Source organism: Parafilimonas sp., assembly GCF_047606085.1.
Lineage (GTDB): Bacteria > Bacteroidota > Bacteroidia > Chitinophagales > Chitinophagaceae > Parafilimonas.
In genome coordinates, this window is record NZ_JASGEX010000030.1 from 1 (window position 1) to 12,671 (window position 12,671).

Here is a 12,671-nt window from a genome sequence, read left to right on the forward strand (position 1 = left end):
CTGAAAAACAAAAATTATACGAATGAAACCGAGCATGATAATTTTTCTCACACAGGGGAATGTGCATAGCGAGGTTCTCCCGAAGCAAGTTCGGGACGAGCATGAGACAACTGAAAAACAAATATGCACGAATGAAACCGAGCATGATAATTTTTTCTCACACAAGGGGAATGTACATAGCGAGGTTCCATGAGACAACTGAAAAAACAAACCTGTACGAATGAAATATGTTTTAATGATCATTACATTTTTTGTAGGCGCTGTAATTCCGGTGCAGGCTGTACTGAATGCACGGCTTGGCAAACAAACACTTGGGCCGATGATGGGTGCGCTGCTGAGTTTTCTTACAGGCGCCATTATATTGCTGGCGTTGAATATGATGATAAGCGGGAGCGCCATGTTTAACCCCAAAACCTATACAACCGGGCCCTGGTATATCTGGCTGGGCGGCCTGATAGGGGCGGTTTTTGTTGGGTACGTTACCTGGGTTAACCAGGAGCAGGGTATGGCGCTTACATTTGCGCTGGTGGTGGCCGGGCAGGTCTGTATTTCGCTGCTGATTGACCACTATGGCTGGTTTGGCGCTGCTGTAAGAACAATAACTTTGGAAAAAATTATTGGCGCGGCCCTCATCGTTGGCGGCATCATACTTATTAAAAAATAACATGGCGAACCCTAATTTGCATAAAGAGAAATCGCAGTTGAGCGTGGAAGAAAAGGAGTTTGAGAACAATATACGCCCAAGGCAGATCATTGAGTTTGCAGGGCAGCAGCAGTTGATAGACAACCTCATCATCTTTATTAAAGCGGCGAAGATCCGGGGCGAAGCGCTGGACCATGTGTTGTTTCATGGCCCTCCGGGCTTGGGCAAAACAACGCTGAGCAGGATTGTAGCAAATGAACTGGGCGTGAACATTAAGGAAACCAGCGGCCCCGTAATTGAAAAGCCCGGCGACCTTGCCGGCCTGTTAACCAATCTTGAACCGAATGATGTATTGTTTATTGATGAGATACACCGGTTAAGCACTGTGGTGGAAGAATATTTATACGCAGCGATGGAAGATTTCCGGATTGATATTATGATAGACAGCGGGCCGAATGCGAGGAGCGTGCAGCTTAATTTAAACCCTTTTACATTAATTGGCGCAACCACGAGAAGCGGCCTGTTAACCGCACCGTTGCTGTCAAGGTTTGGCATTAAATCAAGGCTGGAATATTATAATGCCGGCACGCTGAAAAAAATTATCGAGCGCAGCGCTTCTATATTAAAGGCCTCCATTTCAGCAGATGCAGCAAATGAAATAGCGGGCAGGAGCCGGGGCACGCCCAGGATTGCCAATGGCTTATTGCGCCGTGTGAGAGATTTTGCGCAGGTGCTGAATGACGGCATGATTGATACCGGCATTACACAGCATGCATTAAAAGCATTGAATGTGGATGAACATGGGCTGGATGAGATGGACAACCGTATTTTAACGGCCATCATAGAAAAATTCAAAGGCGGCCCGGTGGGCATTACCACCATTGCCACGGCCGTGGGCGAAGAGCCCGGCACACTTGAAGAAGTATATGAGCCCTTTTTAATACAGGAAGGGTTTTTGCAACGTACGCCAAGGGGCAGGGAAGTAACGCATAAGGCGTATGAACATCTGGGCAAAAAGCCCGGCGGCGCCGGGTTTGCAGGCGCCTTGTTCAGCTGAGATTTATTATGGCGGAATAATTATAAAAGCTGTTGTGGTTGGCGGGCTTTTTCAGCCTGCTATAGGCAGTGCTATTAAAGTAAAAAGGTTCTTTATTCAGTAACAATTTTTCTTAGTTGCATAAGCAATTCAATCAAGTAAGTTTCTTTTATCTGCCAGACAATTTCATAATCAATATCAATATAATCATGCACAATGCGGTTGCGGAAACCACGTATTTTATGCCATTCAATATCCGGGTATTTTTCTTTCAATGACTCACTTATCCTGCTGGCAGCTTCCCCTATTATTTCAAAGTTTCGTATAACAGCATCAGATGTTTTACTATCGGTACAAAATTGCTCAAAAGAAAATCCCTTCGTGTAAACGAATATCTTTTCAGCCGCATCAATCATATCCTGTACCAGCAATATGTCTGCACGCTTAGACATATTGTATTTCTTCCTTAATAAAATCAAATGTTTGCGTTCTTAATCCTTTGCGGGAAACAAGGTCAACTTTTCGGTGAAAAATCTTTTCAAGGTCTTCTGCCAGTTCAATAAATTCCATACCTACAGGCCGGGTAAATTCCACGATTACATCAATATCGCTTTCAGGTGTAAAATCATTTCGCACCACAGAGCCAAATAATCCTAGTGTTTTTATGGGATAGTTTTTCAGCAACTGTTCTTTTTGCTGAGCGAGGATTTGCCTGTATTGATGAAGATGGAGCATGAAAGAAAATTTAAAGAAAAAAAGCGACCTGCGCCGCCTTAATGTTTTGTTCACAGTATTATTTGTTTTTTATTGTGTTCACGAAACATTTGGGAAAAAACAGCTTTCATTTAAGGTGAAGTGGTTACCAAATGTTTTCACAACGGAATAATCCTTATTGTGATTTGCCTTCAGGCACAAATATAAATTAATGAATTTAATTACAATTACGGGATTCCGTATTTTTAGTTATTTGGCTGTAAATAACTTAACGCGATTTATAACAGAATTGTTTATTATAGCATAGAGAAGGAACATTTTGATTTACGATAGTAAAATAAATAACTTTGGTTAACTGTTTAAAATAACTAACGAAAGCTTAATGTAATAAACCCGGACTTTAGATTGAGATAACTGCTGAACCGAAATAGTCCAACGCCAATTACAAAGAGCATAGAAAATAAAAAAGCGACCTCATTGAGACCGCTTTAAATGTTTTCACAACGATAAAATCTTATTGTGATTTGCTTCAAACTTGAATGTAAAAATATAAAATTATGGCAAATAAAAAAATCCTTGGGCTTGATATAGGAACTACTTCAATCGGTTGGGCAATTGTGGAGGCTACCGATGAAAAAAAGACAAATGAAAGAACTGGTAAAAAAGCAGTAACTGATATTAATAACGACCGAATTGGCATTTATCAGGATGCTGTTGGAGTAAGGATTATTCAGGAAGATAAGGATGGAATGCAACGCAGATTTAATGAAGGTAAAAAACTTAACGAAGGCGAAACGCTTACTCCTACAGCAAAACGAAGGATAAAACGCGGATCCAGAAAATTAAAAAGCCGTTATAAGCTTCGTCGAGATAAACTATGTTCAGTGCTTGAATTAGTAGGCATGCTTCCTGACGACTCCTATAAAAAGGAAACAAATAAAAACGGGAAAAAAGTTTGGAAACCAGTCGAAGAAAAAAACAACAAATGGTACACAAATAAAAAAGTAGTTATTAAAGATGCTAATGGTGTAAGAATGAAGAAAAAAAGAGAAGAGGGTGATTTAGGCGAGCAACTTTATAAGCTAAGAACAGATGCAATTAATCAAGGAATTACGCTACAAGATTGGGGCAGGATTTTATTGCATCTTAATCAATGGCGAGGATATAGCAGCGATAGATTTATTAAAGATGAAAAATCAAAGAAAAGCTACTACACAGTTCAAATAACCGAGTTTGACACGAATAAATTCATTTCTCATTACGATAAAAAGGATAAAGAAAAAAAAGAGCCGCTATATAATGAATACGAAATTAAGCTTACCTGTGAGGAAGGTATAGAAATCAAAGAAAATGAAGAAACAAAGGTTGTTTATGAATTAACTGGAAAAGTATTTTACAAAAACCCTGACCTGAAAGAAGGGGATTTTATACCAATTAAAAATGTTGATGGAGGCAAGAAAGAGAAAAAAATAACTACCGAATTTGGAGATTTTACAATAACAAATCCCGATGCTGATGATTGGGATTATAATAGGCATAAGCTAAATAAATCATTAGAAAAATGGTGCAAGCAAGGAGGCACAGTTGGATCTTACTTCTTTAGCGGAAAATATTTAGATAAAACATTAGAAAGGATAAGAGCTAATGTTGTAAACCGTGAATGGTATGAAGCTGAATTTGAAAAAGTTTTCGACAGACAATTTGAAAAGCATAGAGAACATTTCGATAACATAAATACTGAGAACGTTGTAAAATCAGCTTTTAAGGATTATCAACCCATACTCAATGAAGTAAAAAAGAAAAATGGGATTAAAGAGCAATTGAAATGTTTAATAAGAGACAAAATCATTTACTACCAACGTCCCTGGCAGCAAAGCAAAAACAAAGCAGGATGTAGATTTGAGAAGGTGCGTGTTTTCAAAAAATATTTTGATAAGCCCACCCAAACATATAAGCCAAAAGACACGCCTGAATATGAAGGCAGGAAGGTAATTCCAAAAAGCCACCCTTTACATCAGGATTTTAAAATATGGACTTACATAAACAATGTGCGATTATTTTATAATGAACCTAATAAGGTTTTAGATAATGGAAAACTTAAAGATATAAGGATTGACTTATTTTCTGCAAATGATACAGACATAAAAAAGGCAATAGGAAAATCGCTGATTGAGATAACAGGTAAAACGTTCCCTGAAATTAAAAATTTACTTTACGATGAATTACAAAATTCAAAATCTATTTCCTGGAAGAAATTTGTTGAAGATAAATTAGGTTTGAATGTAGCCGATGAATTAGTTGATACAGAAAAAAATGGGAAGGAAAAAAGAAAAAAGAAGAAGCAAGGCGTTGATACTGAAACAGGTGAAAAGTTGACTAAATTCTATTCAGTAAACTACAGTAAACTAAAAAGAGATAAAAGCGGTTTTGAAGACATTAGGTTAAAAGGAAATACAACAAAGTATCTTTTAAAAGAGGCACTCAAAGATTGGTTCAAAGAGAATAATTTTTATAAAGACAAAGAAATTGAAGGGAAAAAAGAAAGGGAAATAATTTTTGATAATACTGATGAATGGTTTAATACTATTACAAAAACAGGAACAGATAAACATAAAGACAAAAAAGAAAATCTCAGCCATCCTGAATTAAAAGCTGCAGAATACAAAATAGAAAATTATGAAGTAACCAATCTTCAATTGCTTTGGGAAATCATTTATGACATTACAAACAAGGATGAAGCAAGTGTAAAATTTGCAATAAAAAAGAATTTTCAGAGAGATGGAAAATGTATTTTTTCAGATAACATATTAAAACTGCTGTCGAAAATTAAATTTGAAGATAGTGGGATGGCAAACCTTTCCGCAAAAGCCATTCGCAACATATTGCCTCTTATGAGCAATGGTAAAAATACTACCAATAGAGCAACCCAAAAGATTAACTCATTGATTGCTTTAAATAATTCGGAAGAAGAAAAAGCAAAAGATAATGATGAAAAATTAGAATGCCTTAAAGATTTTGTTTCAGAAAAAAATGCACGATTGAAGCTTTCAACATTTACAAGCACTGATAATTTTAAATATCTTAATTACTGGGAAGCCGCCGCTGTTGTTTATGGCAGTCACTCAACGAGCTCAGTTAAACGAGTTGAAAAATTGGAAAGGATTCCAAAAGGAAAAATGAATAACCCGGTAGTCGAAAAAATAGTGAATGAGACCTTGATGCTTGTTAATGAAATTATCAGTCATTATGGAAAAATGGATGAAATAAGAATTGAACTAAGTCGCGAATTAAAAGCAAGTGCTGATGAAAGGAAACAGATGGATGAAGCAATGACAAATAATAATAACCGGAATGAACTTGCAAAAAAAATGTTACGTGAAATATTCGGAAATCCAAGTCCATCACAAAACGATCTTACCAAATTGAAGGTATATGAAGATGTTGCAAAGGTTGTGAATAATGAAAGGTATGAAGAATTAAAAAAGAAGGAAGGATACTCCCTCACTGATGAAGATAAACTTTTATTTTATGAAAATGCGTACAAAGAATTTGGTTTAAAAGAACCGAGAACTGCTGATGTAAAGCGTTATCGTTTATGGATGGATCAAAAGTGCCAATGCCCTTATACCGGTGAAATGATCAGACTTTCAGATTTACTCGAAACTGATAAGTATGAAGTTGAGCATATTATTCCACGACAACGTTATTACGATAATTCATACAGCAATAAAGTAATTACAAGAAAAGTAATTAATGAATGGAAAGACAGGCGTACTGCTTATGAATTCATTACACAGGAAAGCGAAAAATCAAAAACAGATACTTCTGATAATAAAACATTAACTATACTAAAATGGGATGGTAAAAGTGAAACAGATGCTTATCCCGTTCATATAAAACGACTGTTTCCGAAAGGAAGAAAACAAAAAAATCTTTTAAGAAAAGATATACCGGACGACCCCGTTGAAAGGCAATTAAAAGAAACTCAGTATATCAACAAAAAATTGAAAGAGGAGCTTATTAAAGTTTTACCGGAGGGAAAAGAAGTACAGGTTACAACAGGATCTATTACAGATATACTTCGAGGTAGTTGGCATTTGGAAGATGTAATGAAAAAACTTGTAGAAAATAGGTACAAGAAATTCAAAATTGGAATGGGTAGTGGAAAAGCTCCTATTGATGAAGAAATTACTTACAAGAAAACTGTAAAAAATAAAAAAACAAATGATGATGAGGAAATTGAAGTGTATCCTGCATTTTCTAAACGGCTTGACCACAGGCATCATGCTTTAGATGCCATTATTATTGCATGTACTAAACAATGGCATATACAATATGTAAATACATTAAATGCAAGTTGGAGTGTAGATGACATTACTGATGAAAAGCAAAAAGCTGATAAATATGAGTGGAACAAAGATGATATTTTGAGAAAAAGAGAAAAAGGAGAAAAAGGTGCTTATGATTTTATATATCCATGGAAAGACTATAATAAATCTCAAATTTTTGAATTGCTTGAACGGGTAGTTATATCACATAAAAACACTATTCCATTAATTAGCCCTTCAAAAAATATTTTACATAAAAACGGACAAACTATTATAATTGGCAAGCCAGAAGACAGCATTTCAATAAGAGCATCATTACATAAAGAAACCTTAATTGGTTACAGAAAATTTTATAATAATGATAGCCAAGTTAAAATTGAGGATATTATTGAAAGAATTTTTGAAAGAAGAAAGAAAGCCAAAGAAGAATTAAAGCCAATTCTATCATTTAGAGAACTAATTAACTTAATAATATTCAAAGAAAGATTCAGAAATAAATTGATTGGAATATTTGATAAATACGATACAATAGAACCAGAAATAAAAAAGAACGATAGCAAAATAAAAGAAGATGTTCTAAATGAAATTAAGGCAAATAAGCCATTTGAGTGGGCATATACTTTTGACGTTGTTGCCACAAAAACAGGAACTGATAAAAGTGGTACAATAGATAAACTTTCTCCTGAAAAAATAAATGATGAAAGAATTAGCCGTTATCTACAATATAGAATTGATTTTATCAAATCAACTGAAGAAGAATTAGAAAAATTAAAACAAGAAAAAGCTGATGACGATAAAATTAAAATACAAGAAGAATTAATTAAAAAAGCTAAAGATTATCCTGATGGATTTCCAATATACTATAATGCAGTTTATGATGTTAGAATACCGACGGAAAAAAACAAATGGGTTTTAGTTACACAATTAAATCAGGAATTATTTGATAAAATTGAATATAATAAAAACAAGAAAGTAGATAATAAAAGAAATAAAGAAGTTAAAGATAAACTGCTTGAATACAAAGGTAATTTATCTTGGCAGGAAGCATTTAATCCTGAAAGAGTATTCATTAAAGAACCCCCTGTAATTGGAAATACAAAAATTAAAATCAAAAAAGCCAGTCAAAAAAACAAAACCACGATTGATACGCTTTATCCAATACGTCCGCAAACAAAAACTTATGCCGAATTAGATGGCAATTACAGAGTGTATGTTTTTGAAGATAATAACGGAAAAAGAGAATGGAAAATGCTTTCAAACATGGACGCCATGTTGCTGAAAAAAGAAAACAGAAAAGTAAGAACAGAATTATTATATCCTATTGAGTTAATAGGAGACTTAACAAAAAAAGGGTTTAAACAGATTTTTAGTTTTGGCAAAAACGATACTATTTTTATTAATCCGGCAAGCTTAATAGACCCTTTGCAACGATTGTTTACTACAGAGTACATTGAAAATGACTTATTCAATTGGGAAGTTTCAGAAGATAATTCGGCAGAAAAAATAAAAGAAAAACAAAAAGCTATTTCAAAAAGTTTATGGCAAGTTGCAATCATTAGTAAATCCACAACAGACCCAGAAGGAAGCCTACATTTTGTTCAAATGCACACAGCTACTGAAATAAAAATACCAATCAACGAAGTTAATACTGCTAAAATGCAAGATGATGTAAGGGACAAGATTGAAAAAATGAAAAATATATTTAATACAACCAAAAAGGCTGAAGAAAAGAATAAAAACCGTTTTATAGAAGAATCAATCATTGTAAAAAACAAGGAAATGTTTGAGAACTGCTATAAAGTATATGTTAATAAACTTGGTAAAAAAGTCGCTCCATATTGGGAATTTGAAAATGGATGCTGGAATAAAGAAGATGCAAACAGGTTAGGATTTATTTCAAAAGAGAAATAATTAAAAAATTTAAAATCTACCGTATGCAAAAATTAAATTCCTTTAAAATATATTCGATAGCAATATTATATACCATTCTTCCATGAAAGATAAGACGCATATTTCGTTTCAAGCTAACGCCTACTGAACACCTTGCAACAGGCACGATGATGACCAAAATAAAATATTGGCGTCACTTTATTAAAAAACATAAAAGAGATAACAGGCTTCATTTTACATCGTCAAAGTACCAACAATAATGATTAAGCGCACTACCTGCATAAAAAAGCCCCTGCTATTTCAAACCCCCGGGATTTATAAATTGCAGCAATTCAAAACAAATCAAACAGATATTTTTACGCTTCAATTATAAAGTATGAGCACTCAAACTTCTTACGGCATTTGCCTTTATTGCAACAAACAGGTTTCAAAAGCCCAGGCAAACAGGCACATGCAAAAACATATTTCGGATAAAACATCCACCAATAAACCGGGCAAATCTTTTCTGCTTAAAATAGAGCCTGATCCCCGATGGGGCAGCAACCCTTATTTTTTAAGCGTATGGGTTGATGGTAATGCAGATATGGGAGATATGGATGATTTTCTGAGGGCAATATGGCTGGAATGCTGCGGGCATTTAAGCGCTTTTACCAATAAAAAATTAAAAAGGGCCAATGGCTCTATGTGGGATTTTTTTGAAGCACAGGAACTGCTGGAAAATGGTAAAACAAAAGCGTGTGAAGAAATGATGGAGGAAATAAACGGAGAAATACCAAAAGACCGCCGCCTGAAAGACGCTTTAAGGAAAGATATGAAAATTGATTACGATTATGATTTTGGCAGCACAACCAAGTTGCAGATAACCGTATTTGACGAATATCCTGTAAAGGCTGATGATGCTATTGTATTGCTTACACGTAACGAACCACCGGTAATTGTTTGCCAGGCCTGCGGCAAAGCCCCTGCAGCAGTTATGTGCACCGCCTGTTATGATGACGACAACTTTTTTTGTGCAAAATGTGCAAAGCAGCACGCTAAAACCTGTGGAGATTTTGAAGATTATGCAGGCATGCCCGTAGTGAATTCTCCCCGCATGGGCGTATGCGGTTACACGGGCGGCAGCATTGATAAAAAAAGGGATGGGGCTTATAAAAATAAAAGGTCATAAACCCCGGGGGTTTTACATGCCTGAAAATAATAGCAATAATAAGTTTTAAAAAAGATTAAATAAATTACTGAGCAATTTTAAGCCTGTGGCCAAAATATAGCAATAAAACGCTTTAACGAATAATAACGCCCATGATAAAGCGCACCATCTGCATAGAAAATCCCTGCCACCTCAAATGCCGCAATATGCAGATGGTGGTAAATTATGAGCGCATAAAAGGCTACGAAAACCTGCCGGAAAGAACCGTGCCGATTGAAGATATCGGCATGCTGGTTTTGGAACATCAGCAAATTACTTTGAGCCATTATTTGTTAGACAAGCTGGTAGCCAATAATGCAGCTGTTATAACGTGCAATGAAACCCATCATCCCAGCGGCATGATGCTGCCACTGGAAAGCAACAGCATTCAAAGCGAAAGGTTCAGGGCGCAGATAGAAGCAACGGAACCACTTAAAAAACAATTGTGGCAGCAAACCATCAAAGCAAAGCTCAGTAACCAGGCTGCTGTTTTAAAGAAATGGAATATTCAGTATAATTATCTTGTCAAACAGGCACAGGATGTAAAAAGCGGCGATGCCGGCAACAATGAAGCTAAAGGCGCGGCTTATTACTGGAGCCATTTGTTCCCCGATGCCTGGCAGTTCTTCCGCAAACGCGAAGGCCCGCCGCCCAACAATTTGCTCAACTACGGTTACGCTATTTTAAGGGCTACGATGGCAAGGGCGATCACGGGTGCAGGATTGTTGCCGGCGCTGGGCATATTTCACCGCAACCGTTATAACGCTTATTGTTTGGCAGATGATATCATGGAGCCTTACCGTCCGTTTGTTGATGCGATTGTGAGAGGCATTATAGATAAAACATCATCGGTAGAAACCTTAACGCAGGAACTGAAAGTGCAGTTGCTGAAGCTGCCGACGGTGGATGTGCTGCTTGGGGATGAAACCAGCCCGCTGATGATTGCCACGCAACGCACGGCAGCATCGCTGGCAAGATGCTATACGGGCGAGCAACGCAAACTGCTTTATCCGGAAATGCCTTGAACATAAAACCCCGAGGGTTTCAAAAACCCTCGGGGTTTATAAACAACAGCTTTATGCGCCAGTTCAGCGAACCGTTTTTATCTGACAGGTATTATCATGTTTTCAACAGAGCAGTTGGAAATGAGCAAATGTTTAATGAGCCGGAGAATTACCGCTATTTCCTTGAAAAATTAAAAGAACATATTTTACCCATAGCTGATATCTTCTCTTATTCTTTCCTGCCTAACCATTTTCATTTGTTTGTACGCATCAAACCAATAAATATTATCGAAGAAAAATTTCAGCTTTCAAAAATTAAAGAGCAACAGCAGAAATACGACATCAGCCGTTCATTATTCATATCGGAACAATTTGGCAACTGGTGTAATGGATACACAAAAGCCTTCAACAAAAAATATAACAGGAAAGGCAAACTATTTATGGACAATCTTAACAGGAGGTTGATTGATTCCTATGCTTATTACAGTAAGATTATTCATTACATTCACGCTAATGCAGCGCAGCATAAACTGTGCAGGGATGTAGAAAGCTGGTCATATTCATCTTATCATAGCATTATTAATAATAGTGCGCCATGGATTGCAGGGAATGAAGTGCTTGATGGTTTGGGGGAATAAATAACTTTATAAAATTTCACCAGCAACCTGTAAAACCCCGGGGGTTTTCGAAACCCCCGGGGTTTGAAACTGACTTGCCATGAAAGCAAACCGGTTAAATGCTTATAGAATTATGTGGGTATTAGTATTTTTCGATCTGCCTACCGAAACCAAAAAAGAGCGAAAGATATATGCCGACTTCCGCAAGAAAATATTGCAGGATGGCTTTGCCATGTTCCAGTTCAGCATTTACCTGCGGCATTGCAGCAGCATGCAAAATGCGGAAGTGCATATAAAACGCGTAAAGAAAATTTTGCCGGAGAAAGGGCATATAGGCATCATGACCATTACCGACAAGCAATTCGGCATGATGGAAGTTTTTTATGGAAAAAAGCCGGCTGAGCCGCAAAATATTCCCCAGCAACTGGAATTATTTTAGAGGCTTTTTCGTTATCGTCATTCCCATGACCTTCCGGTTTATCGGAACAACGGGAATCTGCTACAGTTCACAAATGCAAAAAGTCTTCGCGTTTTAAAATTACGAAGACTTTTAAGCTGATTTTTTTGATCCTGATTTTCTTTGAAATCCTTGATACATAAGGCTTTCGGCTGGAGCAGTTGTATTCAAAGATCATCAAAACAAAGTTTGAAAGCAAATCACAACTCGCTACCGATTTCTATTTGGTCAATCTATGTTGTATTCAAAGATCATCAAAACAAAGTTTGAAAGCAAATCACAACTTTTCGAGTGTAGGCCATGCTGTTGTGATGTTGTATTCAAAGATCATCAAAACAAAGTTTGAAAGCAAATCACAACAAATGGGCTGCCGATCATTCCATCGGTGCCGTTGTATTCAAAGATCATCAAAACAAAGTTTGAAAGCAAATCACAACGGAGATGGTGGATACTTCACTCTACCGGCAGTTGTATTCAAAGATCATCAAAACAAAGTTTGAAAGCAAATCACAACAGGTGGCGGCGGTTAAGGCCATATCACCTGTTGTATTCAAAGATCATCAAAACAAAGTTTGAAAGCAAATCACAACTATTTAGAGAATGTAGACGTTTACAATTGTGTTGTATTCAAAGATCATCAAAACAAAGTTTGAAAGCAAATCACAACTTATTTGACGCTTGTTATGTTTGTAGCACAGTTGTATTCAAAGATCATCAAAACAAAGTTTGAAAGCAAATCACAACGAAGTTTCAAGCAGCATGTCAGCAGCTTGGTTGTATTCAAAGATCATCAAAA

Annotated in this window: 9 protein-coding genes and 1 CRISPR repeat array; of the genes, 7 read left to right on the top strand and 2 right to left on the bottom strand. The window is 36.3% G+C overall.

All coding sequences use genetic code 11. The annotated features are described in order from the left end of the window. Positions 1–220: 220 nt before the first annotated feature. Together QM629_RS02750 and ruvB are read left to right on the top strand one after the other, a co-directional pair. On the top strand, positions 221–664 hold the full coding sequence (locus tag QM629_RS02750) for a DMT family transporter (protein WP_415156941.1): 444 nt from the start codon (positions 221–223) through the stop codon (positions 662–664). A gap of 1 nt (position 665) precedes the next feature. After that, complete coding sequence (gene ruvB / locus QM629_RS02755) at positions 666–1,700, top strand: Holliday junction branch migration DNA helicase RuvB (RefSeq protein ID WP_415156943.1); 1,035 nt, start codon at positions 666–668, stop codon at positions 1,698–1,700. A 92-nt stretch (positions 1,701–1,792) separates the two neighbouring features. On the opposite strand, the gene QM629_RS02760 is transcribed toward ruvB, so the two are convergent. Next, entirely contained in the window at positions 1,793–2,131 is a 339-nt protein-coding gene (locus QM629_RS02760) for a DUF86 domain-containing protein (RefSeq protein ID WP_415156945.1), read from the bottom strand. Continuing rightward, entirely contained in the window at positions 2,124–2,414 is a 291-nt protein-coding gene (locus QM629_RS02765; protein ID WP_415156947.1) for a nucleotidyltransferase family protein, read from the bottom strand. Before QM629_RS02765 ends, QM629_RS02760 begins: the two co-directional genes overlap by 8 nt. Before the next feature lie 536 nt (positions 2,415–2,950). On the opposite strand from QM629_RS02765, the gene cas9 reads away from it, so the two are divergent. The 5 genes from cas9 (at position 2,951) to cas2 (ending at position 11,857) form a co-directional block, all read left to right on the top strand. Further along, a complete protein-coding gene (gene cas9, locus QM629_RS02770; protein WP_415156949.1) occupies positions 2,951–8,632 on the top strand; it encodes a type II CRISPR RNA-guided endonuclease Cas9 in 5,682 nt (1,893 codons plus the stop codon). A 355-nt stretch (positions 8,633–8,987) separates the two neighbouring features. Next, positions 8,988–9,779, top strand: a complete 792-nt coding sequence (locus QM629_RS02775; protein ID WP_415156951.1) for a hypothetical protein — start codon at positions 8,988–8,990, stop codon at positions 9,777–9,779. A 131-nt stretch (positions 9,780–9,910) separates the two neighbouring features. Then, positions 9,911–10,822 carry a type II CRISPR-associated endonuclease Cas1 gene (gene cas1, locus QM629_RS02780; protein ID WP_415156953.1) on the top strand — a complete coding sequence of 304 codons (912 nt, stop codon included), beginning with the start codon at positions 9,911–9,913 and terminating at the stop codon, positions 10,820–10,822. Positions 10,823–10,875: 53 nt separating this feature from the next. Beyond that, complete coding sequence (locus QM629_RS02785; protein WP_415156955.1) at positions 10,876–11,439, top strand: transposase; 564 nt, start codon at positions 10,876–10,878, stop codon at positions 11,437–11,439. Between the two features lie 79 nt (positions 11,440–11,518). Then, entirely contained in the window at positions 11,519–11,857 is a 339-nt protein-coding gene (gene cas2, locus QM629_RS02790) for a CRISPR-associated endonuclease Cas2 (protein ID WP_415156957.1), read from the top strand. A gap of 178 nt (positions 11,858–12,035) precedes the next feature. Beyond that, a CRISPR array of direct repeats spans positions 12,036–12,619; the repeat unit is 47 nt; unit sequence GTTGTATTCAAAGATCATCAAAACAAAGTTTGAAAGCAAATCACAAC. Positions 12,620–12,671 lie beyond the last annotated feature (52 nt).

What these genes read in the sequence shown, in the direction of transcription:
- QM629_RS02765 (WP_415156947.1), bottom strand. Translation starts at nt 2,414, where the DNA reads ATGCTCCATCTTCATCAATACAGGCAAATCCTCGCTCAGCAAAAAGAA.
- cas1 (WP_415156953.1), top strand. Translation starts at nt 9,911, where the DNA reads ATGATAAAGCGCACCATCTGCATAGAAAATCCCTGCCACCTCAAATGC.
- ruvB (WP_415156943.1), top strand. Translation starts at nt 666, where the DNA reads ATGGCGAACCCTAATTTGCATAAAGAGAAATCGCAGTTGAGCGTGGAA.
- cas9 (WP_415156949.1), top strand. Translation starts at nt 2,951, where the DNA reads ATGGCAAATAAAAAAATCCTTGGGCTTGATATAGGAACTACTTCAATC.
- cas2 (WP_415156957.1), top strand. Translation starts at nt 11,519, where the DNA reads ATGAAAGCAAACCGGTTAAATGCTTATAGAATTATGTGGGTATTAGTA.
- QM629_RS02750 (WP_415156941.1), top strand. Translation starts at nt 221, where the DNA reads ATGAAATATGTTTTAATGATCATTACATTTTTTGTAGGCGCTGTAATT.
- QM629_RS02775 (WP_415156951.1), top strand. Translation starts at nt 8,988, where the DNA reads ATGAGCACTCAAACTTCTTACGGCATTTGCCTTTATTGCAACAAACAG.
- QM629_RS02760 (WP_415156945.1), bottom strand. Translation starts at nt 2,131, where the DNA reads ATGTCTAAGCGTGCAGACATATTGCTGGTACAGGATATGATTGATGCG.
- QM629_RS02785 (WP_415156955.1), top strand. Translation starts at nt 10,876, where the DNA reads ATGCGCCAGTTCAGCGAACCGTTTTTATCTGACAGGTATTATCATGTT.